This is a genomic window from Coleofasciculus sp. G1-WW12-02 (genome assembly GCF_040219735.1).
GTDB lineage: Bacteria > Cyanobacteriota > Cyanobacteriia > Cyanobacteriales > Coleofasciculaceae > Coleofasciculus.
This window is the reverse complement of record NZ_JAVJRX010000124.1, coordinates 1-24,121: the sequence shown is the minus strand read 5'-3', so window position 1 is coordinate 24,121 and position 24,121 is coordinate 1. Positions and strand designations below refer to the sequence as shown.

At 45.7% G+C, this 24,121-nt stretch carries 20 protein-coding genes and 2 pseudogenes; 9 read left to right on the top strand and 13 right to left on the bottom strand.

Annotated elements, in window-relative coordinates; all coding sequences use genetic code 11:
- Nucleotides 1-54: 54 nt before the first annotated feature.
- The 7 genes from RID09_RS20565 to RID09_RS20535 form a co-directional block, all read right to left on the bottom strand.
- Complete coding sequence (locus RID09_RS20565) at nt 55-357, bottom strand: hypothetical protein (protein WP_446337780.1); 303 nt, start codon at nt 355-357, stop codon at nt 55-57.
- 106 nt (nt 358-463) lie between these two features.
- The gene (locus RID09_RS20560; RefSeq protein ID WP_446337779.1) at nt 464-2,026 is read right to left on the bottom strand and encodes a hypothetical protein; all 1,563 of its coding nucleotides are present in this window, start codon (nt 2,024-2,026) and stop codon (nt 464-466) included.
- Nucleotides 2,027-2,186: 160 nt separating this feature from the next.
- Complete coding sequence (locus RID09_RS20555; RefSeq protein WP_446337778.1) at nt 2,187-4,793, bottom strand: CHAT domain-containing protein; 2,607 nt, start codon at nt 4,791-4,793, stop codon at nt 2,187-2,189.
- A 441-nt stretch (nt 4,794-5,234) separates the two neighbouring features.
- Nucleotides 5,235-5,639 carry a hypothetical protein gene (locus RID09_RS20550; RefSeq protein ID WP_446337777.1) on the bottom strand — a complete coding sequence of 135 codons (405 nt, stop codon included), beginning with the start codon at nt 5,637-5,639 and terminating at the stop codon, nt 5,235-5,237.
- 284 nt (nt 5,640-5,923) lie between these two features.
- A complete protein-coding gene (locus RID09_RS20545) occupies nt 5,924-6,295 on the bottom strand; it encodes a hypothetical protein (protein ID WP_446337776.1) in 372 nt (123 codons plus the stop codon).
- A 74-nt stretch (nt 6,296-6,369) separates the two neighbouring features.
- Nucleotides 6,370-6,636, bottom strand: a complete 267-nt coding sequence (locus tag RID09_RS20540; RefSeq protein WP_446337775.1) for a hypothetical protein — start codon at nt 6,634-6,636, stop codon at nt 6,370-6,372.
- Nucleotides 6,637-6,963: 327 nt separating this feature from the next.
- Nucleotides 6,964-8,742: a mechanosensitive ion channel family protein gene (locus RID09_RS20535; RefSeq protein WP_446337774.1), complete on the bottom strand. Its 1,779-nt coding sequence runs from the start codon at nt 8,740-8,742 to the stop codon at nt 6,964-6,966.
- 304 nt (nt 8,743-9,046) lie between these two features.
- On the opposite strand from RID09_RS20535, the gene RID09_RS20530 reads away from it, so the two are divergent.
- The 4 genes from RID09_RS20530 (at nt 9,047) to RID09_RS20515 (ending at nt 13,170) form a co-directional block, all read left to right on the top strand.
- Entirely contained in the window at nt 9,047-10,048 is a 1,002-nt protein-coding gene (locus RID09_RS20530) for a TIGR00341 family protein (protein WP_446337773.1), read from the top strand.
- Nucleotides 10,049-10,391: 343 nt separating this feature from the next.
- Nucleotides 10,392-11,669: an adenosylhomocysteinase gene (gene ahcY / locus RID09_RS20525; protein ID WP_446337772.1), complete on the top strand. Its 1,278-nt coding sequence runs from the start codon at nt 10,392-10,394 to the stop codon at nt 11,667-11,669.
- A 152-nt stretch (nt 11,670-11,821) separates the two neighbouring features.
- Nucleotides 11,822-12,442, top strand: coding sequence for an exopolysaccharide biosynthesis protein (locus RID09_RS20520; protein WP_446337771.1), 621 nt, complete (start codon nt 11,822-11,824; stop codon nt 12,440-12,442).
- Nucleotides 12,443-12,498: 56 nt separating this feature from the next.
- The gene (locus tag RID09_RS20515; protein WP_446337770.1) at nt 12,499-13,170 is read left to right on the top strand and encodes a Uma2 family endonuclease; all 672 of its coding nucleotides are present in this window, start codon (nt 12,499-12,501) and stop codon (nt 13,168-13,170) included.
- A 356-nt stretch (nt 13,171-13,526) separates the two neighbouring features.
- Here the strand turns inward: RID09_RS20515 and RID09_RS20510 are convergent, their stop codons facing one another.
- The 3 genes from RID09_RS20510 to RID09_RS20500 form a co-directional block, all read right to left on the bottom strand.
- Nucleotides 13,527-14,111, bottom strand: a complete 585-nt coding sequence (locus RID09_RS20510; protein WP_446337769.1) for a general stress protein — start codon at nt 14,109-14,111, stop codon at nt 13,527-13,529.
- Nucleotides 14,112-14,429: 318 nt separating this feature from the next.
- Complete coding sequence (locus tag RID09_RS20505; protein ID WP_446337768.1) at nt 14,430-14,900, bottom strand: BON domain-containing protein; 471 nt, start codon at nt 14,898-14,900, stop codon at nt 14,430-14,432.
- A gap of 54 nt (nt 14,901-14,954) precedes the next feature.
- A complete protein-coding gene (locus RID09_RS20500) occupies nt 14,955-15,596 on the bottom strand; it encodes a general stress protein (protein ID WP_446337767.1) in 642 nt (213 codons plus the stop codon).
- Between the two features lie 255 nt (nt 15,597-15,851).
- Between RID09_RS20500 and RID09_RS20495 the strand changes: the two genes are divergently transcribed.
- Nucleotides 15,852-18,515, top strand: a complete 2,664-nt coding sequence (locus tag RID09_RS20495; RefSeq protein ID WP_446337766.1) for a pentapeptide repeat-containing protein — start codon at nt 15,852-15,854, stop codon at nt 18,513-18,515.
- On the opposite strand, the gene RID09_RS20490 is transcribed toward RID09_RS20495, so the two are convergent.
- A complete protein-coding gene (locus tag RID09_RS20490) occupies nt 18,508-19,092 on the bottom strand; it encodes a Uma2 family endonuclease (protein ID WP_446337765.1) in 585 nt (194 codons plus the stop codon). The two genes, RID09_RS20495 and RID09_RS20490, sit on opposite strands and share 8 nt — an antisense overlap.
- 113 nt (nt 19,093-19,205) lie before the next feature.
- On the opposite strand from RID09_RS20490, the pseudogene RID09_RS20485 reads away from it, so the two are divergent.
- Together RID09_RS20485 and RID09_RS20480 are read left to right on the top strand one after the other, a co-directional pair.
- Nucleotides 19,206-19,466, top strand: a pseudogene (locus tag RID09_RS20485) (DNA/RNA helicase); the annotation flags it as partial.
- Nucleotides 19,467-19,754: 288 nt separating this feature from the next.
- Nucleotides 19,755-20,153 (top strand): DUF433 domain-containing protein, encoded by a 399-nt coding sequence (locus tag RID09_RS20480; RefSeq protein ID WP_446337764.1) that lies wholly within the window; start codon nt 19,755-19,757, stop codon nt 20,151-20,153.
- A 64-nt stretch (nt 20,154-20,217) separates the two neighbouring features.
- Here the strand turns inward: RID09_RS20480 and RID09_RS20475 are convergent, their stop codons facing one another.
- Nucleotides 20,218-20,445, bottom strand: a complete 228-nt coding sequence (locus RID09_RS20475) for a hypothetical protein (RefSeq protein WP_446337763.1) — start codon at nt 20,443-20,445, stop codon at nt 20,218-20,220.
- Here RID09_RS20475 and RID09_RS20470 point away from each other — a divergent pair.
- Both RID09_RS20470 and RID09_RS20465 read left to right on the top strand, forming a co-directional pair.
- Nucleotides 20,439-21,452, top strand: a complete 1,014-nt coding sequence (locus RID09_RS20470) for a DNA cytosine methyltransferase (RefSeq protein ID WP_446337762.1) — start codon at nt 20,439-20,441, stop codon at nt 21,450-21,452. The two genes, RID09_RS20475 and RID09_RS20470, sit on opposite strands and share 7 nt — an antisense overlap.
- A gap of 267 nt (nt 21,453-21,719) precedes the next feature.
- On the top strand, nt 21,720-22,898 hold the full coding sequence (locus tag RID09_RS20465; protein ID WP_446337761.1) for a zinc-dependent alcohol dehydrogenase: 1,179 nt from the start codon (nt 21,720-21,722) through the stop codon (nt 22,896-22,898).
- A 220-nt stretch (nt 22,899-23,118) separates the two neighbouring features.
- Here the strand turns inward: RID09_RS20465 and RID09_RS20460 are convergent.
- A pseudogene (locus RID09_RS20460) lies at nt 23,119-23,988 on the bottom strand (TIM-barrel domain-containing protein); the annotation flags it as partial.
- Between the last annotated feature and the right edge of the window lie 133 nt (nt 23,989-24,121).

Below are 24,121 nucleotides of genomic sequence, written 5' to 3'. Positions count from 1 at the left end.
CCGTTATCGGTAAATATCTGAATTTAGTCCCTAAACCCGCCCCTAAAATTTAGTTTAAGCGTTGACTTTATCCAACAAATTAGACGCGATAAACTCCCATTCTTGATTCAATTCACCGTTAAATTGTAACTGTCCACTGCGTCTGTACCAATAACGGGCGTTGCTTAAGTCACCTTCTTCGCGGTGAAGATAAGCATGAACCCATGCACTATCACTATCGCTGGCATTCTGCACGATGTCATGCGCCCTGTGCCAATCCCCTCTTTTGTCATACCACAACGCTTGCAATGCTTTGGGTAATTCAGAAGGACATTTTTCCTGTTTCGCCGTTAATTGGGTAAATTCATCCAATACCATAGTTCTAATAGGCTATACAGTTAGGTTACTTAGGTTGAGGTTCAAAACCCCACATTGATGCTCATCCGCTCGATCTATTATAAAATCTGTTGCCGTATAATACAAATTACGGTTTGAGTAACTTTCTAATCATTATCAGGAATAACCAAGCGAACAAACCAATAGCGATACCGAAAATAATACTCCAGAAAATTGACCAGATAAACGGATGTATGGGTAACGAAAAATCGGGACGCCATTGGATGGGAATATCTTGGGTGAGGGGATAGCTGGAACCAAAGATTCCCCCAGCACCAATCGCTGTACCTACACCAAAGATAATATCTTGCAGCCGCTTTTCCCGTTTTTTCTCCCTATCTTCTTGCTGTTTGGCGTGTTCTTGCTCTTGGCATTTTTGTTCTCTTTGGGCGGCTTCCTGTCGGGCTAAGGCTTCTTGCAATTGGCGACTTTGCTCATTTTCAGTAGCTTGCCACTGTCTATCACTTTCGATTTGTTCAATCTCTACCATACCTCGGATAGTGGCAATCATGTGTTGGAATAAGTCCTGACTGGGAAATAGATAATTTAAATCGGCTTGGATTTGCTGCTGATAGTCATGTTCGGCTAAGTTGAGGAATTTGTCTAAAAAATCTAGGTTATCGTCAGCTAACGTTAATTTTTTGATCTCGGCTAAGGTTTCTCTATAGTTGTCGGTATTAATTGTTAGGCTATTGCGGCATTCGCGTAAGGAACGTAAGCAACCCGTGTAATCAAATACTTTGGTTCGGAGGCGAGCAAGTAATTGTTTGAGTTGGGTGAGCCGAATCTCTGCATCTGGCTCATGTTCTATTTGTGTGAATTGAGGAATTTCTTTTTCAATATCACTGGTTAGACGTTGTCCTTCATGATACCATTCTCTAGATTTGGCAAAGGCAAAGCGCATTTTTGCGCGAGAACAGAGTAAATTTATCAGGTAATAGTTAAATGTTGATGTGGCTAAGTTTAAGGTGTCGGAATGACGCTTTAACCAGACTAGGATATGACACCGTTGGGCTGGATTTAGTTTTCGATGATCATATTCAAAAATTGGACTACCTAAAAGCTGCCCTTCAGCGATGAATTTGGGTGCAGGTTGAGGAGTATTGTTCCAGAATGCTTGAATACAGGCATCAGCAAGGCTACGGTAATCGTGATAATAGACGGGTTCGGCATAGAGTAATAAGGTTTGTCCGAGAGAGGTTTTTAGGGTGTTGGGAAGTAAGCAACCTTGGGGATTTAAGTGTTGGAGTTGACTAATGGGGATTGTTGAAGTTGGAGCATATAAGGTTAAGTCAGCCGTGTAGGTATCGTGAATCCGTAAGGGATAGATTGAACCGTTAAGTTTGAGGGTATCCGGTTGGGAAGTCGGCTGAAATTTTAGAGTTTTTTGGGGTGAGGTGAGGAGTTCTTGGTAATCTTGCTGTTTATCTTCACCACTGGGATGATATTGTCCATTTTGGTAGCAAACGAGGTGGTTGCGGAGGGATTGGAGTTCGGGAATGTTGAAGGTTCTGCCAATATTATCGGCTAGAGTTTCCCATAAGTCTTTGGCGTTTTTGGCAACGGTTTGAAAGCCTTCGTCGAAGTCATCGCGGAGATGGAAGGGATACAGGGTAATGCTGGGGTTTCTGATTTTATAGTCTTCAGTCATTTTATATATAAAATGGGATTTGAAAGACGTTGTATGCAAAATCTCTACAATGATAGATAGAACCTATAATAGGTTGTAGGTTGGGTTGACGCAGGAAAGCCAACAAGATTAAGGGCTCGCATCCCTTACTACGAACCTCTGCATTAAAATTGAATGTCTCCTATTTTTTGGTTTGATTCGTGGATGAGGAGGGAGGCGAAGCCAATCTGAGGATGTTTTTTTCCATTCGTTCATTAAATTTAGCTGCAATTTCTGCATCCGGTTGGCTATCTGTACCCCCCGCACCCATTTTACTCAGTTCATTTTCCATATTCACTTGGATTGTTGGGCGACTTTCGCACCATTGCTCAATTCGTTGGGCGATGTCTTGGGGTGTATCTGTCGGTTGGGCGCTTAGTTGATCCAGGGATGAAACATGATCAGAAAATAGGTATGAAGTTTCTAATAAATTAAAGAAAGCTTCTCGAATTTCTTGGGGGGTGTTTTTGGAAAAAAATGCCATGGTTCGTTTACTTTGTTCCAGGGTTTGTGTAGATAAAGATAACGGTGCTGTTTCGCCAATTAGGGTAAAGGCTGCCCAATCAACAGGACGAGTAAATAGTTTTTTGGTTTTGAGTATCGCCTGACGTAATGCCGTGGCTTTGTCACTGCCTTGGGCTAAATTTTGATATAATTCTGTCATCACCATTTTTGCAGAAAGTGCGCCCATATTCCATAAGGAAACAATCAGACTGGGAACACCTGCCAGGATAAAGCAACGGGATAGTCCGATGATACCATCACCTGTAATTTTACCTTGTCCGGTACTACATGCACTGAGGACAACTAATTCGGCATTCAGGCTTAAGGAGAGAATTTCTGCCGCATTGAGGGAACCATTATTGGTGTTATCGGGGGCAAGAATAATTGTACCGGGAATACCAGAGTCGTGGAAATCATCTAGTAATCCATGGGCTGAAATATGGATGAGGGGAGCAGTTTTCATCGGGTTGAGTATTCGGGCTTTTGTCGCCTCCTCGCCTGTAATCGCTTGGGTTTGCAGCAAGGTGGCAATTTCTTCGGCGGCGGCTTTGGCGGCGGGAATTGGTTTGAGGTTATAGGGGGGCTGGGTGAATTTTTCGGCAATGGTGGGATCACCGATAACGAGGGCGGGTTGGTGGGTGTGACTGAGAGATTGTTGGCGTTGGTGGGTGAGATCTAAGATTTCGATAGAAGGGGCGGTGATAATAGTATGGTGTTCGATTAAGTAGTGATTATTTGAGTCTTGCAGTGCTGGGAATGGGACTAAAAATAAGTCGTAGTGCGGGATAATGATTAGAGAAGTGTGGGGGTCTGGGGGGAGTAAGTCAGCTATGGGAGAAATTAGAATTTGATAGAGCAGGTGGAGTAAGGGATAACGCCCTTGCGCGTCTAGCTTATTCTCATCTTCACATTGAATCTTTTTGCCATTTTCATCTCGTTCATCAACCCCAATAGAGACTCGCGCTTTGAGAATAATATCGTCTAAATCTTTGAGAGTTTTATTTTGTGCTTCTAAGGGTTCCCGGTTAGCGCGTCGAAACGTGATATTGCCAGTGGGTTGGATGACCCAAATATAGATATCGTCAAAAACGATAGAATATTCAACGATAGTGGCATTTTTTTCTTGGGCAATTTGGGTAAGCGGTTTTGATTCTGCCTCGCCTTCCTGATTCGCTATCTCCGTGACTTCCTCGGGTGTTGATAAGCGTTCTCGCAATAACTCAACAAAGGTGCGAGTACGTCCCCGTTCAGCTATGTGTAAAGCAATATCATATTTCTTCTGGGCAACTAAAACCTGTTGTAGCAGACAATAGGTTGTTATCTGGGTTTCAAAAATTGATACTTTATTGTCACTCTTGACTAAGCCAGAACGCAGTGTTTCGCAAACTTTCAGTGCGGCGTAGAGTTTTTCTTCCGCTTCTAACAGTAGGTTGAGCTTCAGAAAAATTCCGCCTAGATTATTGAGAGCTATCCATTCTCCGAAGCGATCGCCGATTTCCTGGAAAATCGCCAGAGACTGCTGATGGTAATCGATTGCCTTTTGGTACTCTTCCAGGGAATCGTCAGCATTACCCAAACCAATCAAAGAATGCCCTTCCCCATGGCGATCGCGGATTTTCTGGAAAATAGCCAGAGACTGCTGATAGTAATCGATTGCCTTTTGGTACTCTCCCAGGTATTTGTAAGCATTGCCTAAATTACTTAGGGAATGCCCTTCCCCATGGCGATCGCCAATTTTCCGTGCAATCGCCAGAGACTGCTGATAGTAATCGTCGATTGCCCTTTGGTACTTTCCCAGGTATCTGTAAGCATTACCCAAACCAATCAGGGAATTCCCTTCCCCTTGGCGATCGCCGATGTCCTGTGCAATCGCCAGAGACTGCTGATAGTAATCGATTGCCTTTTGGTACTCTCCCAGGTATGTGTAAGCATTGCCTAAATTACCTAGTGAATAACCTTCCCCATGGGGATCGCCGATTTCCTGTGTAATCTCCACACACAGTATAAAATAATTTATTGCTTTTTGGTATTCTCCAAGCCGATTGTAAGCATTACCCAAACTACCTAGTGAATAACCTTCCCTTTTGCGATCGCGGATTTCCCGATAGCGACTTAATGCCTGTTGCCAAGACTGTAAAGCCGCTCGAAATTGGCTATTGTTATACTGCTGCGTTCCTCGCTCAAAAAGTCTATCTGCTTCTGCTTTTGCTATTCGGCGATACTCCTTCTGCCATTTTTTAGCCATATTTCTCGACCCATCACGCCTTACGGGGTTTGCTGTCTCCGGTTATCTCCCCTTTTTAGCATAGTCAGCATTCGAGCTTTTTGTGAGTGGAGTCTATCCGTATGTTTAGGATTTGTACCCAATCCCAGTTTTCTACTCAGTTTCTCCCGATGTTCTAAGCGAACACCTCTAGGATATTTCTATTGGCTATCCAAAAAAGGGAACTTTTAAGGGGTTTATCGTGAGAAAATATAAGAAAAAGACCCACTGGAGGTCGTGGGTCGTCTAGTCTAGTGCAACGCCTTTATACTACCGACTGTAAAATGGGGGAGTATTGGTCTAGCTCACAGTGTTCTAGTGATTTAAAAGTGACCTAATGCGATCGCGATATCACAGAACTGGCTCCCCCATTCCCCTAACTGCTGTGTTAAGGTTGCGTTAACTGGCATTGGGATGCACCGACTAAGGAGAGCGATCGCCGTAAACCTGTTCAAAGTGAGCATCAATCGGTTCACAAAAGTTAGGTACACCTTGGTTGAGAGCAGACATCAGGACAGGTGTTGCTAGAATCGCGGGAAGTAGGGGAGTCTGTGCTAAGTATTCAATCACCTGGGTATAAGAGCCATCAAGCAAATCTTGGCGAAATTCCGGCTTACAAATAACCGCACGGCATTTTTTGGCTAAATCGTCTAACCATCGAGCATTGTCGCTTTGGGGTTGTTGTCCGGCTCGAATCGCTAGTGCGATCGCGGCGTCTTCTAGATCCCCCTCACAATCCTCAATCGCATCAAGCGCTTGCATCGCTTCGGGGTTATGGGAAAGCTGAGAGCGGAATCGGGCAATTTCTTGAGAGGTCACAATAGTCATAGTTTCTTTTGGGCAACTTACCCAGCCTGGAACACGGTTTGGCAACCATAACCATTTTCGTCTATTGCACCGTTGAACTACCATCTGTAGGGAACCCTTCATCAAGAGTCCCCTACTATGCAGTATCTGCGCTTAAGTCATGAGGGAAAAGGGGGATCAAGGCTGGCGTACTATACCAACTTTGATGAAGTCCCCCCCTTTATTCCTTGGGTACTTTTTCTTTCTATCTCTTCACCCTCTGTCTTGTCCCAACCAAAACGGGGGTAGTTAACCCGAATTGAGTATTACACGCCGAGCAACAGATCACCAATATCTGAACCACTAAGCTGGCGAGCTATTGCCAGTCGAGCTTCCAGTTTGGCAACACTGAACTGATTCCGCAAATATTCTAAATTAGCCAAAGCGTTCGCCTTTTGATTGGTTAACCGCATTACGGTGTTAAGGGCGTGCTGATATTCCAAATTCACCTCTAGTAGCTCAAATCGACGCGCCTTGCGTTGTGAGTCATTTTTTAACTCAGAATCGAAGGCAATTTGCTTATCAATACTGGCTTCTAGGCGATGAATGTTAAGTTGCACCGCCTGAATTTGTGAGTCCAAATCATTAACGGTTTGAGCGGCTTGTGCGATCGCGGCTGGGTACTGACTCATGTTCATCGTCAATCTTCCTGTATGAAAGTATCAATCTGGACAATCCTTTATCCGGTTATCCAAGCTAGACAGTTAACCGACTACGCCACCCATTCCGAAGGTTGGGAATTGACTGTCTTGGTGGCTCCATCCATGGAATTCCTCTGAGGCTGAGGATTTGGGGCTTTCTCTAAAAGGTTGACTTCAATATTCACCTCCACCAAATACGATCCAGGTTCGTCCCCCACGGCTTGGGCGATTAAACTGGCAAAATCCGGGCGTTCTGCAGTGATCGGGTGGCGTAGGATACGCTGTTCCCACTCGTACTCGGCGTTGGGGTTGATGCTGAGAATGTAGTGCTTAATCATGGCGAAAATCTTGAATGGTTTAGGGGGTCAGGCGTTAACGGCGTAAAATCGTTGATAGTCCTATTATAGTACATTTGTACTATAATAGCCAGGAGTTTTGGCAAGTGGGGTTCTAGGGGCGGGCTTTACCGATAACGTTTCTCCCAAAACCGATAACTTTACTAAACCCGCCCTTATGGGGGTGCAAGGAAAAGATTAAACCTGATTGTTCCTTTTTTTAAAACGAATTTGGTATTGATAAAAAAAATAAAAGACGTAGCATGGCTACGTCTCCATAAGAATTTATGATTGCTTATGACAGCTAACTGGGGTTAGGGAATTGATGCTCTAGTCAATCTCAGCATACTTCGGCTGACTGTCATGGTGACTATTACCATTAGAGTGACCATTCGACAACGATTGCATCGGTAAGGTGTTATTAAACCAGAGCGCTTGCTGAGGCAATGAAAGCCGGATTCCAGCTTCATCAAATGCCGCTTTTAGACGACGGCGAAACTCTCGCGCCACTTCCCATTGTTTTAGAGGCTGGGTTTTAATCCAAACACGAATAATAAAACCGCGATCGCCAAAGTCATCCACCCCTAAAATATCGGGTTGATCCAGGATACGCTCCCGCCACATTTGGTTCATAACCATCTCATGAGCCACATGCCTAACCAAATCCAATGCTTTATCAACATCGGCTTGATAGGTAACGGGAATATTTAAATCTGCCCGTGACCAATTACTCGAAAGATTCGCCACAATTCTAACTTCACCGTTGGGAATCGTAATTAATCGCCCCTCAGCATCCCGCAACTGAGTAATCCGGAGGTTGATTTTTTCCACAAACCCGCCAACGTCTCCCACGCCAATCACGTCACCAACGGCATACTGATCTTCTAGGAGAATGAAGAAGCCATTGATGGCATCTTTAATCAAGTTTTGCGATGCCAAAGATAAGCCTAAACCAATGATCCCAGCACCGGCTAACAGCGGACCAATGTCAATACCAATTGCCGCTAGCGCCACTAAAAGTCCGATGCCACTAAAACTCAAGGTGATAATATTTTTGGTTACCCCAGAAACCGTTGACACGCGCAACTGCGCTCGCTGAGCGCCTTCGGGCGTCAGTAAATGAGTTCTGGCAATGGCAGAGGAGAAGCGATCCGTTAAGGCATAAGATAAACGGATGATCACGTAGGTTCCCAAGCCGACAATACCCACGCGCACGGGAATTCGGAAACTGGCAAGGATTAAAACCTGTAGGGGTCGTGTGTAAGGAAATAGACTTAAAATGAATAGACTTCCCCCCACCCAGATAACCCCTTGAGTTAGTTGCAGCAGGCGATGTAAAACTTCTTTGACATTTCGCTGTTGATTTTGAGTAAGTTGAGTGGATATTGGTGCGGTGTTCGATTCAGAAGGCTCTAACAGTTGTTTGGAGCGTTTTAAGCGGCGTTCCCAACGAGAAATAAGCAAGCTGGCAACAATCATGGCTACGCCAGTACCAACGGCAATTACCACTCGATTCGTCAAAACGTCGGGTTGCCGTTCCTGCTTTGCCTGGGGAAGTTGTTGTTCAAGCTGTTCGATAATTTGGTTCGCTCTCTCCTCTATCTTAGGCACTCCTGTGAGATTAGCATCTTGATTGGTAACGCTCATCAAGCGTACCTCTTTTAACAGATCACCTTCCTTATCTAGAAGAGAGATGTAAATTTCGGGTAACTGGCTTCCTTCGTCTAGTTCTTGGCGAAACTTTAATTCAGCGCTTTCGATTCTGAAGTAAGTACGGCTGATATCCTGTAATCGTTGTTCAATTTCTTGAATGCGTTGGGGTAAAGTAATTTGCAATTCTTCTGCTCCCTCGGCTTCCTCTACTTCCCCAACTTCCCCAGTTGTATTGGGGGTGGGGGTTAACTGCGACTTTTTCGCCGCAATCTCGAATAAACAGCGACCGTCGAGTCGGACACATTTGGAAACGACAGCATTCTCTGATTGAGGCTTTGGGGAATTAGGAGTAGGTATGTTGAGATTGGGTAAACCGGGTAGCTGAGCCTGAACTGGAGAGATAACCCAGCCAGCTAACGCCATTGATCCGGCAATTGTCAAAGCTGAAATTCGCATATTCTTCGTCCTGATGGTTTGCCTGTTACTTTTCTTAACATCCAAGTATATAGACTAAAAAAAAAATTAACAGGAGCGAATTGGGGGCAAAAAGTAGCAAAATGGGCAATATGACTGTGTTTGAGCCGGATACAAATTCTTGTTCAAAAAAAGTTATAGGATTGGAGCCAGTTACAAGCAAATACTAACAATCGATACTTTCAAGTTATCCTCCATCTTAGGAGATAGTTTGAGGGAAGTCTCTCAGTGCTAACCTAATCTATCAACTATCTATTTCATTGAATTGATGCGACGATATATACTCATGCTCAATCGGCTTTTACCGGAAGCCGTCACTGAAGATGTATTTAAAGAACTTCATCAAGAGTTGTCAATTGATGCGAATTGGACGATTAACTATGTTGTACTGACGATTAGTTCTTGTCTGATTGCCACGTTTGGTCTGATTAGCAATAGTACCGCCGTAATCATTGGCGCGATGATCATTGCCCCGTTGATGCTGCCCTTACGGGGATTAGCGTTTGGGGCTTTGGAAGGAGACTTAAAGTTATTTCGCAAAGCCTTAGGCGCGATCGCAGGTGCGACGATCTTAGCATTAGTTCTCTCGTGGCTGACGGGACGGATTGCTGGGATTCCTGAATATGGTTCAGAAGTGCTTTCTCGCACACAGCCGAATTTAGTAGACTTGGGGATCGCAGTCGTAGCAGGCGGGATCAGTAGTTTTGCCAAGATTCGCGCCCGTATCAGCGATGCCTTAGCGGGGGTTGCGATCGCGGTTGCCCTAATGCCACCCTTATGTGTGGTCGGTCTGTCGCTGTCTCAGGGAATTTGGTCGTTTAGCTTAGGTGCATTTTTACTGTATATAACCAATCTTCTCGGTATTACCTTAGCCTGTATGCTGGTGTTTATCGCAGCCGGTTACACCAAAGTCAATCACGCCTTAGGCTGGACTTTTGGCTTCACCGCCCTCCTCTTCCTGCCGTTGGGTGTCAGTTTTTGGGAATTAGCCAGACAAGCTCGACTGCAAGCCACGATTAATAATACCCTGGTACGGCGAACGATTACCATCGGTCAGCCAGAGGTACAACTGGTGAGAACTAAGGTAAATTGGACAGCCACGCCACCCATCGTCTATCTCACGGTGCAGACGGATCAAGAAATCACGCCTAAGCAGGTGCGGTTAGTTCAGGAGTTTATCTCCAAAGAAATGAAACACCCCTATCAGCTTGTTTTTAACGTCAGTGAGATCAAACAAGTGACGGCACAAGAACCAGAAGAACCTTCAGAACCCGTCCCACCATTGTGATCCCCCGCCCAAGCCTCTGTCCTTCATCAGCCACCAGGACGTCAATTGTCGGGGCGGGTTTCAATACTGTAAGGGATAGGGGAGCAGGGGGAGCAGGGGGAGCAGAGGGAGCAGAGGGAGCAGAGGGAGCAGAGGGAGCAGAGGGAGCAGAGGGAGCAGAGGGAGCAGAGGGAGAAAAAGTTATATCTTGGAATGCAACTTGGTATGAGAGCTTGCTGCGAGCAGTATTGCGGCGAGTAATGGGACTAAAGGTGAGCTAGTGAGCGATAACTGCACAATAAAACCCGCCCTTGTTGAATCAGTTAAGATGGCAATGCAAATTTAAATAAAACCAACCAAATCCATGACAGCAACATCTACTGCGCTCAAACACGAAGTCAAAGACCTATCCCTGGCGCCTTTAGGCAAACAACGAATCGAATGGGCTGGACGGGAAATGCCCGTTTTGCGGCAAATTCAGGAGCGTTTTGCCCAAAATAAACCTCTGGCAGGGATTCGCCTAGTCGCCTGCTGCCACGTTACCACAGAAACCGCCCATTTAGCGATCGCGCTGAAAAATGCTGGGGCTGACTCGCTGCTGATTGCCAGCAATCCCCTGTCTACTCAGGATGATGTCGCCGCTAGTTTAGTCGCCGATTACGGTATTCCTGTCTTTGCCATCAAAGGCGAAGATAACGCCACCTACAACCGCCATGTTCAAATTGCCCTAGATCACAAACCCAATTTGATCATCGATGATGGGAGCGATGTCACGGCGACTCTGGTTAAGGAACGGCAAAACCAGATTGGTGATATTATCGGTACAACCGAAGAAACCACAACGGGTATTGTCCGCTTGCAGGCGATGTTCAAAGAGGGAGTTCTCACCTTCCCCGCGATGAACGTGAACGACGCCGATACCAAGCACTTCTTTGATAACCGCTACGGTACAGGACAATCCACCCTAGATGGTATTATCCGCGCCACCAACATCTTGCTGGCTGGGAAAACTATTGTAGTTGCGGGTTATGGTTGGTGTGGCAAAGGTGCCGCGATGCGGGCGCGAGGGATGGGTGCGAATGTTATTGTTACTGAAATTGACCCGATTAAGGCGATTGAAGCCGTCATGGATGGCTTCCGGGTAATGCCCATGATTGAAGCTGCATCCCACGGCGATGTGTTTATCACCGTTACCGGAAACAAGCATGTCATTCGCCAAGAACATTTTGAGGTGATGAAAGACGGCGCAATGGTTTGTAACTCCGGTCACTTTGATATTGAAATTGACCTGAAAACCTTGGCAGATCTATCAACAGAATATCGCCAAGTCCGCAACTTTACTCAACAGTATTTCCTGAAGAACGGTAAATCTGTCATCGTGTTGGGTGAAGGGCGTTTGATTAACCTAGCTGCAGCCGAAGGACACCCCAGCGCCGTGATGGATATGAGCTTTGCTAACCAAGCCTTGGCGTGCGAATATCTGGTGCAGAATAAGGGTAAACTAGAACCCGGTCTACATTCAATTCCCACTGAGATTGATAAGGAAATTGGACGGCTGAAATTGCAGGCAATGGGGATCTCAATTGATACATTAACCACGGAGCAAGTTGAGTATATGAACTCTTGGACGTCAGGAACCTAGTTCTGAATTTTTAGGGTGTGGTATCATCCCCGACTCGATCCCCATCCCCAACTTGATCTTCCCAACTCGATCCCCGACTTCTTGAAGAAGTTGGGGATCTCCAGAAGTCGGGGAGCTAATTCATTGTTATAGTGTCAAAGGGTTTCAGTAAAATGGCTCGACTTTCGGTTGAATTGCAACGTTATTTTTTTGAAGAAGATCGACAGCCCCAGGTGAAACTAGCGGATATCCTTTCTTTCGCCGGGGAGCGAATTTTTGGGTTTTTGTTTGTTATCCTTTCCCTTCCTTCGGCTTTACCTGTTCCAGCACCAGGTTATTCGATCCCCTTTGGCATTGTCATGTTTATCTTAGCCGTTCAGCTTATCGCTGGCGCAAAACGTCCCTGGTTACCCCAGAAAATCATGAATGGCAGGATGAAGCTGGAAACAATACAGAAACTTGTCAAAAGCGGGATTCCTTGGTTAAGACGGATTGAAGCGATCGCGCGTCCACGTCTACCTTATATCTGTACCAGTTTACCCGGTCGTGTCGTGATTGGGGTTGCGATCGCGCTGATGTCTATCTCGATGATGATTCCCATTCCCGGAACCAATACTTTACCCGCCATGGGTATTTTTGTCACGGGCTTCGGCTTAATTGAAGATGATGGGGCAATTACCTTAGGCGGATTAGTTGTGTGTTTAATGGGCGGAATTCTCTCGACTTCTATTTTACTCGCCGTTTGGTTTGGGGGGACAAGTTTGCTGGATTGGATTAAAGATGTTTTGCGTTAAACAATGCCAGCTAAAATAAATAAAAATGCAATTTCCTGTCCTCCCTTTAACGCGCCATGTCCCAAATTCAAGAACTCGCTCCTTCCCAAGACATTTCACAAGATATCTCACAAGATGTTATCTTTCCCCCTGGTGACCTCTATAGTGATGAACCCCCCTTGGAAACTGAACTACATCTGCGACAAATCATCTTACTACTCAAAAGCTTAGAATGGCTATGGCGAGATAGAAATGATTTCTACGTCGCTGGCAACCTTACCATCTATTACAGTCCCCGTCAACGCAAATCGGAACACTTCCGAGGACCTGACTTTTTTGTCGTGCTAGACACTGAACGGAAAACTCGGAAAAGCTGGGTAGTCTGGGATGAAGATGGCAAATATCCAAATGTGATTATTGAAATCCTTTCTCCTAAAACGGCTGATACTGACAAAGGATTTAAGAAAAAACTATATCAAGATACCTTTCGTACCCCTGATTACTTTTGGTTTGATCCAAATACGTTAGAATTTTTGGGATTTCATTTAGTGGATGGAGACTATCAACCCCTAGAAGGGAACTCTCAAGGACAATTGTGGAGTCAGCAGCTTGGTTTGTTTCTAGGAATTCATCAGAATCAGTTGCATTTTTTTACCCCTGAAGGCAAACTCGTACCGACACCAGAAGAAGTTGCCGAACGCTACGCCGCCAAACTGCGAGAATTAAACATTGATCCCGAAACCCTTTAAGTAGAGTCTGCTGTTGGGAGTTGTGAGGTGAGCAGGGGATGGGGAGACGCAGAAAGTGTATACCTGTTTTGCGGCTTTCGTCATTTGTAATTTGTAAGGGTTTGAGAAATATTAAATTGCGCTCAAACATAGTAGATAGGAAAAGCAGGGGAGGCAGGGGAGGCAGGGGAGGCAGGGGAGGCAGGGGGAGAGAAAGTTATATCTTTGAATGCAACTTGGTATGAATATTAATAGAGTTGGGTTTATTTCCACCAACTTACTTAGAAAATCGCTTCGTATAACCCGATTAGATTGTTGCAGTCGGTTTTAACCGACTTAAGCTATTAGCCAAGAACTTGAGTTCTTGGCTTCTAACTCTAGCGAGAAGCTTTGTTTCTAGGAGCCTCATAAATTTTCCATTCCCGAATTCCCCTAGGACTAAGAATTGCTTCAGCCAAATCAACTTGATCAGGGGTTCCTTCTACCATAATCAAATACTCACCTTTAGCCACTAAGTCGTGATAAACTTTCGCTTGCTCGTCAGGAACACCCCAACCAACCAAACCACCAACTAAACCCCCACCGACTGCGCCAACTGCACCACCAGCAATGGCTGTCGCCAAGGCGTTAGCCGCAACGCTACCGAAGGCTAAAACTTGACCAGCGCCAGGGAGTAGAAACGCTGCATAAGTGGTAATACCGAGGGCTTCCAATGCACCCAAAACAGCGCCGCCGATTCCACCCGTAGCCGCGCCAGCTTTAGCCCCTTTACTGATTTGATGTCCTGTACCTTTTTCCACATCAACACCAGCAATTTCTTCGTTCCTACCCGCATCTCTAGCAACGACGGAGATTTGCTCTTTAGGAAAATTTGCCCGTTTCAAATCCTGTACAGCTAACTCCGCTTCATCATGAGTCGGGAATACACCGAGCGCGTGTCTGTTGTGTTGATATTCAGCCATGTCTCCCTCGCTTTATAATTGTTTCAGCACAAATTCAGCCTTGAATGCTAGATTTGTGCCTTCTTACCCTGTTTACTACACATTGAGGCAGGCATTCATCTGTCAATAGAGATATAGCAGTGGACACATAGCTGAGGACGAACGAACAGTGGTAGAGACGTTCCGGCGGAACGTCTAAATCTTTATGTGTCCTAACTAATGCTAGGGGTTACTATAAATTAATGTCCAGAACCCCTATCTGTAGGGACATGATATGTCGTTTAACTACACATAAGCCAATGAAATACCCTCCATTTCCTACTTTCCCAAGTAGAAATTTTAACCGTTATAGGGTGGTAACTTGGGTCCTACCTCAGCTTGGACATTGACATCCCGAACCCCTCTAATTTCCCTTGCTAAAGGTTCAATCCGTTCCAGATTCTCTTGGGTTTGGACGTATCCGGTTACCGTAACAATTCCCTGATTTGCTTGAACCGCTAGTTGAGAGGTTGCCAGGTTAACCTCTAACTTACTTCGCACTTCACTTTGTACGTTACTATCAGAGCGTTCTTGTCCTTCCCTGAACACATTGTATCGTTGCTCCCGCGCCCGAATGTCAGCATTGGCTTGCGCTCTACGGATGGGGTTCGTTGCATCGCTTTCATTTCTTAACACAGTGTCTAAGTCCGGAGGATTAGCAACCTCATTGATCGAATCAGGAGCGCTAGTACTGGTTCTAGCGACATCACCACAGGCGGAAACCCCTAAACTTAAAACACCGGTCAAACATAAGAGTGTAAACTTATTCATTTTTCCTTTCCTCTTTGATGGTAAATAATCAGTAAAGATGTATATCAATCCATCTCAATTCAGTTCGGGTTCTCGATAAACCGTTGATCTAGAAATCTGAGCATGAGGATCATCAACAGCCGCAACCGGGAAATCGGTATTTATCCCTTTCATCTCTGGAGCGTTGTACACTCCCAATTCTTCGATTCCTCCATCTTTAAGTAGGGCAATAGCCTGACGAATTTGATCATCCGTACCTTCGACAATGACTAAAAAATCACCCCGTAAAAATCGTTCATGATATGCTTTGGCTTGTTTTTTGGGAATACCTAATCCAATCAGTGCACCCAAAAGTCCACCACTCACCGCGCCAATTCCTGTCCCAGCTAAGGTTGTTGCTACAGCAGTCCCCAAAGCGTCTGCTAACATGATGGGACCAATCAGAGGAATTGCTAACGCACCAACACCGACGAGTACGCCAGTTACCAATCCTATGACACCGCCAACAACAGCGCCATTAGCAGCCTGTTTACCTGATTGATTACCCCTGCGACTCTTCTGCTGATTCTCCTGAGACGAGTTCTCTTCTAATTCTCTAGCAACCACAGTAACCTGATCTAGGGGAAATTTAGCCCGGTTGAGTTCTTGCAGTGCTTGTGTTACCGCTTCCCGGCTGGTAAAGATACCGATCGCCCGTTTTTGTTGATGTAAAGCCATTGTTCTCTCCTTCTACACGCTAGAGATAAATCAGTCTGTCGTTAATTTATAAGTAAATCTTATCTTTTTGGGGATGTTATTTCCTCAATCCATAGGTGTAACTTTAGTCTCTATCCAGAGAAAGAAGGACATCTATAAACTATGAATTTGAATAGCCGATCGCCCGTTTTCTATTCCCTATTCCCTATTCCCTGACAAATGACGTAGCTTGTAATCGAGAGGCGAGTATGACAAATGACCAATGACAAATGACGAATGACCTATAAATTTATTACCACCGAACCACTGGGTAAAGGAGGTGAAGGCGGTGAACAAAAAACCTGGGACGCTGTACAGAGAGCATTTAGCGATCGCACCTGTATCGGATATTGGCGCTATCCTATATTTTCCAAGGTGGGTAAGTCTCGCAAGGAACCCGATATTCTGATTGTGGACGCCCAACTGGGTTTAATCGTGATCGAGATTAAATCCGTCACCATCGACCAAATTCTGGCAATTACAGGTCATCGCTGGGAGTTCCAAAACTATTACACTACCAGCAGTAACCCTTACCAACAGGCGGAAAATCAGTTATTTTCACTATTGGGCTACTGCGATCGCGAACCGATGTTGCGCCGTAAAGTCACAGGGCGGGCGTTAATTTGCCTTCCTTTAATTACCGAGGCTGAATGGTATCAAAGCGGCTTCTACCAACTCCCTAGCTGTCCCCCAATCATCTTTCACGATAACCTATCCCCCTGGAATTCCCTAGTTAAACTCATTCACCAAACCTATCCGATTATCAAAGGAACGCCTCTGAGTAACCAGCAGTGGAAATTACTGCAAGCGGTGATTAGTGGGACACCTGTTTTCCGGACAAAACAGCGCGTTAAGGCGCACAGTAATACTATCCTCAAAACTATTAATGGCACGCCTCAACAAACCCGTGGTAGTATTCTTGCTCAGGTACGCCAACACCTATCCGAATTCGATTTAGCCCAAGAACATATCGCCAAATCCATTCCCCCCGGTCCGCAACGGATTCGGGGGATAGCGGGTTCAGGGAAAACAGTATTACTCTGTCAAAAAGCCGCCCATATCCACCTCAAGCATCCCGACTGGGATATCGCCCTCGTCTTCTTCAGCCGCAGCCTCTATCACAACATTATTGCCCAACTAGATAAATGGTTGCGCCGCTTTAGTAGTGGCGAAATCAGATATGACGAAATAGGGAATCGGAAATTAAAAGTTCTGCACGCTTGGGGGGGCAAAAAACAACCCGGATTTTATAGTACCCTTTGCCGAAACACGGGGGTAAAGGCGCTTACCGTCAACGATATAGAAATCAAGCAACCTCATCAGGCATTAGCTCAAGTTTGTCGCCGTCTTTTAGAAGATACAGCTATCCCAAAATTATACGATGCCATTTTAATCGATGAAGGTCAAGATTTAATCGTCGATGAACCCATGAAATTTGAGGGGAAACAGCCTTTTTACTGGATGGCATATCAGGCATTACGACCCGTTGAACCCGTCCAACCTGAACAACGGCGGTTAATTTGGGCGTATGATGAAGCGCAAAGTTTAGAAAGCTTGAATATCCCTAATGCTAGTGAATTGTTTGGTGAAGAATTAGGACATTTAGTCACCGGACAATATGGGGGAGGAATTAGAAAAAGTGAAACCATGCATCGCTGTTACCGTACTCCAGGAGCAATTCTCACGGCGGCACACGGGATTGGTATGGGGTTATTGCGGCGGGGGGGGATGCTAACAGGAATTACCCGTGTTGAGGATTGGCAAGCGATTGGCTATGAAGTAACTGGAAAGTTTCGTCCAGGTCAACAAATTACCGTGAGACGCCCATCAGAACATTCACCGAATTTGGTATCAAAACTTTGGCAAGGTTCTTTATTTGAGTTTATCGCCTATCGATCGCGCCAGGAAGAATTAACGGCACTGGCGGATAATATTTTCTACAATCTTCGCTATGACGGGCTTAAACCTAGTCGAGAGATACTGGTGATTGTTTTAGGGTTGGGGTTCGAGGCGATGCGACTGGAAACAGCGGTGGCAGAGTTTTTGATGTCTCAGGGAATTGATATTTATATTCCCAGTGCGATGGATTGTAATATGCTGCATATTGATAAAGATAACCGTGATCCAAATAAGTTTTGGTGTGAGGGTGGTGTTACCGTGTCTCGTATCCATCGGGCGAAGGGAAATGAGGCGGATATGGTGTATGTGGTGGGGTTGGATAATGTGGCAAAAGATGAGAGTAATCTGCAATTGCGGAATCAGTTATTTGTGGCGTTAACTCGGGCAAAGGGGTGGGTGAAGTTGAGTGGGGTGGGTTCTTATCCTTTGTATGAGGAGATGTGGCGGGTGATGCAGAGTGGGGATACGTTTACCTTTACATTTCGCCATCCGCCCCAGCGAGAGATTAGTGTAACCGATGTTGGGGAAGTGCGATCGCGTTATCAGAGTGGCGGGAGAAATTTTCAGAATGCGGAGTTAGCGGGGGCGCAGTTAGCGGGGGCGGATTTACGGAATGCTAATTTAATTGGCGCGATGTTGCGGGGGGCGAATTTACAGCAGGCGCAGTTAGATGGGGCGAAGTTGGTGATTGCAGATTTAAGTGAGGTTGACTTGAGTGGGGCGAGTTTATGCAAGGCGAAGCTGGTGGGGGCGAGTTTGAAGCAGGCGCGGTTAAGGGGGGCGGATTTGAGTTGGGCGAAGTTAGGGAATGCAGATTTAAGGGGGGCGGAGTTAGTGGGGGCGAAGTTAGTGGGGGCGAGTTTGAGTGGCGCGGATTTAAGGGAGGCAGATTTGACGGGGGCAAATTTGGATAAGGCGGATTTGAGTGAGGTGAATTTCGAGGGGGCGAGGATGCCAGATGGGAGTATTTGTAATACTAATTGGTCTGAAATATCTAGCTAGGAAACACACTGGATAAATCGAGAGATAAATCAGAGAAACTCGGCAGAGTCACACGAGCATTCGGCAGGAAAATCTGCTTATTGGCATAGCCAAAGTTACGTTGTAAATCTTGATAAGGTTGAGTATAAACTTCCAAACAACTAGCTAACAAATTAAATATCCAATAATCAGAAATTCCCGACTCAGCGTAGAGGGGTAACTTCACCTCTTGGTCATACTTAAGTGTAGAATCTGCCACCTCAACGACTAATAAAATATCACCGGGACGAGGATGACCCGATAAGTAGCGATCGCTACGATTACGCGCAATCACCAAGTCGGGTTCGGGTTGGCTATTGGGAGGCAACGTAATTGGTTCCTGTCCTCGAACAATCGCCCGCCGTTGCAACAACATCGTCGTTTCGTAAACCAAGGAGGTATTGCAAACGGTGTGAGTGGTTCCTTTCGCTACCATTTGCATTAGTTCTCCGCGAATTAACTCCACTCGGTCATTTTCTGTGAGAAACCCCAGTTCAAGGAGACGGTGATAGTCTAAGAGCGTAAACCGTTTTGGAGTAACAGCGCTGAACGTAGCCATAAGTCGCGACAATCTGTCAGGGATAGACGAGAGAGTTTAACCACAGTCTAGCCCAAAAAACAGCCCAGTAATCAGCCCAGTAATCAGCCCAGTAATCAAAGCATTGTGAGCCGAGGCATCAATTATTTGTGGCGTTAACTCGGGCAAAAGGGTGGGTGAAGTTGAGTGGGGTGGGTTTTTATCCTTTGTATGAGGAGATGTGGCGGGTGATGCAGAGTGGGGATACGTTTACCTTTACATTTCGCCATCCGCCCTAGCGAGAGATTAGTATAACCGATGTTGGGGAAGTGCGATCGCGTTATCAGAGTGGCGGGAGAAATTTTCAGAATGCGGATTTAGCGGGGGCGGAGTTAGCAGGGGCGGATTTGACGTAAGACGTAGTTACCGTGATCAATTTAAGCTATAGGAACTATCGTATGTCACATATAACCCCAAACAAAGCACCGGGGTCTATCCTGGTTTGGAAATTGGGATTCTTAGTCAGAATCGCTAGGAATTGACCGTCAGCTAGAACAACAACCGGAGGTTGAGAAGCACGCGGATTGTAAGCACTTGTGTCAGAGTAGCGGTCACAATAAAGTCCGTACTGAGAACGAATGCTTAGATCAGATCCTGACTCAATTGATAGGATATGTCTAGAAATGTATCTGTTATAGCAATCAATGACATCTTACTCGCTAAACTTACCCAATGAATTAAAGCAAAAAGCCGAAAACTTGGCTTCTCAGCAAGGTATTCCCCTGGAAGCCTTCATTTTAGACGCGATCGCAGAAAAAGTAAATTCTCTGAAAGGACAACTTAACGAGCCAACCTTTGCTCATGTTACCTATCGTAAGGGTACTAGCGGTCAGCTTATACCGATTTTGCGTGGGACTAATCTACGAATCCAAACAATAGTCATTGCGGCTCAACAATGGGGTTTATCCTCAAATCAGATAGCCGCTGAGTATGACTTGAACGAAGAACAAATTGATGAAGCCCTAGCATTTTACCACGTCCACCGTGAAGAAATTGATCATGCGATCGCGGCTGAACAAGCCATAGAAGCCGCTCATGTCTAAACGGGTTTGTAGTAGCCAATGCGAGTGACTTAAAATGCTCAATTTCCAAGCACTAAAGTGCTTACTACGAACAGAAGCGATCGCGACTTTGGTCATAATACGCCGACTCCGCCCTAGGTTCAACAGTATTGGCAATGTCTGCGGCTTCTCTTGATGCATGCGATCGCGGCTTTGAGCCTTGTCTCATCCCAACCTGAATTAACCATGAATTTACTCCCATTTTTTGAGTAGTTCTATTTAAGGTATGGAGAAGATAACCGTGCGATCGCGCCCTAAAATAGGAGAATGCCAAACAAACTCCCCTACCTCAATTTCCTTGAGCAAGAACTTCAACTTTCCCCCATCGATGCGACAGCACCTTTGGTGATTGATCTATTTGCTGGTTGTGGGGGACTAGCACTCGGTTTTGAAGCCGCAGGATTTAGAACTATCGGTTATGAAAAATTAGCAGACGCCTGCACCACTTATCAGCACAACCTGCATGGTTTCTGCTATCAGACCACGCTAACACGCCAACCCGATTTAGTCGATGGAGCCGATGTAATTATTGGTGGTCCACCCTGTCAACCCTTTAGCGTTGGTGGACATCAACGGGGACTCAAAGACAGTCGCGATGGTTTCCCCATATTTCTTGACGCGGTTAAATCCTATCGCCCCCAGCTTGCTTTATTTGAAAACGTGCGGGGAATGCTATTTCGCAATAAAACCTACTTTGAAGAAATTACCAGCGCTCTCAGGGGACTAGGATATATCGTTGAATGGGATCTCCTCAACGCCGCACATTATGGTGTTCCCCAGCGAAGAGAACGTCTTTTTTGTGTGGCTCACCGAGGCGGATGGAAATGGCATCCCAAAACCCATAATAATTCACCTTATACCGTTGGTGAAGCACTGGGAGAACTCGCTTTAATTGCACCCCCAAACGCTAAATATCTCACTCCCAGCATGGATGAATATATCAAAAAATACGAGAGAGCCTCTAAGTGCGCTAGACCCAGAGATTTACACCTTGATACCCCTTCTAGAACCGTTACTTGCCGAAATTTAAGCGCTCCTACAGGTGATATGTTGCGTATCCGTTTACCCGATGGACGTAGACGACGGTTAACGGTTCGTGAAGGAGCGCGTTTGCAAAGTTTTCCGGATTGGTTTGAATTCAAGGGCAATGAAGAAAGTCAATGTAACCAAATTGGCAATGCTGTTCCTCCCATTTTGGCAAAAACTTTAGCCTATTCTGTAAAAGCCTATTTGCAAAAAAATACTGAGCAAAAATTACCAGAGGAATCCCGCTTACTGTGACTAAGATAGTGTCAACTTAAGCCGTGGTGATTAAAATCGCGGCTAAACAAAGTCCCTTTAGGCGGACTAAGTAAAAACTAATAGATGCTAATGCAATCAATTTAATAATCAAGTTAAGCACTGTATCATCCCTTAGATAGACCCTTAGATAAAGTATCCTATTTCATTAGTCAGAGGAGAGGAGACTACTCAATCTTTAGAATGGCTTTAGGGCAGAACGCCTCAAAACCAACGCTTAATAGTCTCACATTACAAAAGGAAAAAATAATGAAAGCCGTCTGCTGGCAGGATACCCATAAGGTAGAAGTCAACACCGTACCCGATCCAAAAATCCTTGATCCGCGTGATGCGATTGTTAAAATCACGACAACGGCGATTTGCGGTTCAGATTTACATCTTTATGATGGCTATAACCCCACAATGAAAGAGGGCGACATCCTGGGTCATGAATTCATGGGAGAAGTCGTTGAATTGGGCAGTGCTGTCAAAAATGTCAACATAGGCGATCGCGTCGTTGTCCCCTTTACCATTTCCTGCGGCTCATGTTTCTTCTGTAAGCGGGATTTATGGTCACTGTGTGACAACTCTAACCCTAACGCTGCGATGGCGGAAAAGCTCTTGGGTCATTCCCCAGCAGGTCTTTTCGGCTACTCTCATATGACAGGAGGCTACGCTGGAGGTCAGGCGGAATATGCTCGTGTTCCCTTTGCTGATGTCGGTTTGTTCAAGATTCCCGAGGGACTAACCGATGAACAAGTCGTGTTTCTAACGGATATCTTCCCGACTGGATACATGGCTGCGGAAAACTGCAACATTGAGCCTGGAGATACAGTTGCGATTTGGGGCTGTGGTCCGGTGGGACAATTTGCGATTAGAAGCGCTTTTATGCTGGGTGCTGGGCGCGTCATTGCGATTGATCGCGTTCCCGAACGTCTCCAGATGGCGAAAGAGGGTGGGGCAGAAATCCTCAACTTTGAGGAAATCGACGTGGGTGAAGCCCTCAAGGAGATGACTGGGGGGCGGGGTCCTGACTCAGTAATGGATGCAGTAGGAATGGAAGCCCACGGTATGGGTTTAGAAGGCTTATATGACAAAGTGAAGCAAACGGTACGTCTAGAAACCGGTCGCCCCCATGCCCTGCGTCAGGCGATTGTGGCTTGTCGCAAAGGTGGTACGGTGTCCGTTCCTGGTGTTTACACTGGCTTTATTGACAAGATGCCGATGGGTGCTTTTATGAACAAAAGCTTAACCATGAAAACCGGACAAACCCACGTTCATCGCTACTTGCGCCCGTTACTGGATTCCATCCAAAATGGCAAGATTGATCCATCTTTCGTGATTACCCATCGTCTACCGTTAGAACAAGCACCCCACGGCTACGAAATTTTCAAACATAAGCAGGACAACTGTATCAAGGTTATACTCAAGCCCGATCAGGTGGCTTAAAGCTCAGCAAGAGGAGGCGATTGAAATCGCTGCTACACAAACTTTCGTCCGCCTGCGCGGACTGGTTTATAAGAGGGGTAGCTAACCCGGATTTGGTCTGATATCGATTTTTCTAGATGGCGTGAAAAGTCAGATATCTGACCCCCTTTTTGCTAAGTTCTTGTAGATTGGGTTCGTAGTAGGGGCTTTAGCCCCTGATTTTATAGTTCCGGGCGCAATACTAATCCTCAAACCTAAAGCGAACCTGCCTAAAGAAATGGCATGGCAATTGTTGCCCCTGCATAATCACCTCTTGCCCATCTACCCAAGCTTGTTGTACTGATATACCATGAACATGCAATCGCATATCTTGATAAGGGAAATCATAGGTTCCCTGCTGCTTCCAGGTCAGTTCTAAATCCTGCTGATTTCGGATTAAGTAAAATTGATCCAGTCGAGACTCTCCATATCCATCTCCCGCATCGCTGTATAGGCAACCTTCGCTCTCACCTTCTATCGGTGGATACAGGTGAAGCGTTAATTGCTCTTTGTCTTCCATGGGTAAAATACTACCCGCTCTAACCAGCAACGGAATCTGTTCTAATGAGGCTTCTAATTCAATAACCGTCCCACCTTCAACGATTGCATCATCCCAGAAGTTGTACCAGTAACCCTTGGGTAGGCAGATTAGACGCGATCGCTCTTTTGGGTGCATAATCGGACAGACTAGCAGTGCATTACCTAAACAGAAGGCATCGTCCACATCCCACAGTGATTGATTCGTCCAGTCTAACCAGAACAGGGGACGTACAGGAGGATATCCCTTCTCTCGCGCTTCCCAAGCCAGGGTATAAAAGTAAGGCATCAATTGGTAGCGTAATTGCAGAAAGCGACGCATAATACTCAAATAAGGCTCACCATAAGTCCAAGGAGCGCGAGGCAAAACACTGATGGCACAGTGCGTCCGATAAAACATCGAAAAGGTTGCCATCTGAAACCAACGCAGATAGAGTTCGGCGTCAGGATTTCCCAAAAAGCCACCAATATCAGAACCACTGTAGGGAATACCAGAAAGCCCTAACCCCACAATCGTGGCTATTGTCTGACCGAGAACTAGGGATACAAGCCTCGTCCTTTTAGGACGACTTTTTATTTTCTCTTAGTCTTGTATTGTAATAAATAATGTGTTAATCTATAAAAGTAGTCTAGCACAGGCGAAAGTCGTGAGTATCGCCAATCGATTT

Bases quoted from the DNA above. Each gene is read 5' to 3' on its own strand.
- RID09_RS20510 (WP_446337769.1), bottom strand. From the start codon at position 14,111: ATGGCTGAATATCAACACAACAGACACGCGCTCGGTGTATTCCCGACT.
- RID09_RS20520 (WP_446337771.1), top strand. From the start codon at position 11,822: ATGGCTCGACTTTCGGTTGAATTGCAACGTTATTTTTTTGAAGAAGAT.
- RID09_RS20550 (WP_446337777.1), bottom strand. From the start codon at position 5,639: ATGACTATTGTGACCTCTCAAGAAATTGCCCGATTCCGCTCTCAGCTT.
- RID09_RS20535 (WP_446337774.1), bottom strand. From the start codon at position 8,742: ATGCGAATTTCAGCTTTGACAATTGCCGGATCAATGGCGTTAGCTGGC.
- RID09_RS20560 (WP_446337779.1), bottom strand. From the start codon at position 2,026: ATGACTGAAGACTATAAAATCAGAAACCCCAGCATTACCCTGTATCCC.
- RID09_RS20505 (WP_446337768.1), bottom strand. From the start codon at position 14,900: ATGAATAAGTTTACACTCTTATGTTTGACCGGTGTTTTAAGTTTAGGG.
- RID09_RS20530 (WP_446337773.1), top strand. From the start codon at position 9,047: ATGCTCAATCGGCTTTTACCGGAAGCCGTCACTGAAGATGTATTTAAA.
- RID09_RS20545 (WP_446337776.1), bottom strand. From the start codon at position 6,295: ATGAACATGAGTCAGTACCCAGCCGCGATCGCACAAGCCGCTCAAACC.
- RID09_RS20540 (WP_446337775.1), bottom strand. From the start codon at position 6,636: ATGATTAAGCACTACATTCTCAGCATCAACCCCAACGCCGAGTACGAG.
- RID09_RS20490 (WP_446337765.1), bottom strand. From the start codon at position 19,092: ATGGCTACGTTCAGCGCTGTTACTCCAAAACGGTTTACGCTCTTAGAC.
- RID09_RS20495 (WP_446337766.1), top strand. From the start codon at position 15,852: ATGACCTATAAATTTATTACCACCGAACCACTGGGTAAAGGAGGTGAA.
- RID09_RS20555 (WP_446337778.1), bottom strand. From the start codon at position 4,793: ATGGCTAAAAAATGGCAGAAGGAGTATCGCCGAATAGCAAAAGCAGAA.
- RID09_RS20465 (WP_446337761.1), top strand. From the start codon at position 21,720: ATGAAAGCCGTCTGCTGGCAGGATACCCATAAGGTAGAAGTCAACACC.
- ahcY (WP_446337772.1), top strand. From the start codon at position 10,392: ATGACAGCAACATCTACTGCGCTCAAACACGAAGTCAAAGACCTATCC.
- RID09_RS20515 (WP_446337770.1), top strand. From the start codon at position 12,499: ATGTCCCAAATTCAAGAACTCGCTCCTTCCCAAGACATTTCACAAGAT.
- RID09_RS20565 (WP_446337780.1), bottom strand. From the start codon at position 357: ATGGTATTGGATGAATTTACCCAATTAACGGCGAAACAGGAAAAATGT.
- RID09_RS20500 (WP_446337767.1), bottom strand. From the start codon at position 15,596: ATGGCTTTACATCAACAAAAACGGGCGATCGGTATCTTTACCAGCCGG.
- RID09_RS20470 (WP_446337762.1), top strand. From the start codon at position 20,439: ATGCCAAACAAACTCCCCTACCTCAATTTCCTTGAGCAAGAACTTCAA.
- RID09_RS20480 (WP_446337764.1), top strand. From the start codon at position 19,755: ATGACATCTTACTCGCTAAACTTACCCAATGAATTAAAGCAAAAAGCC.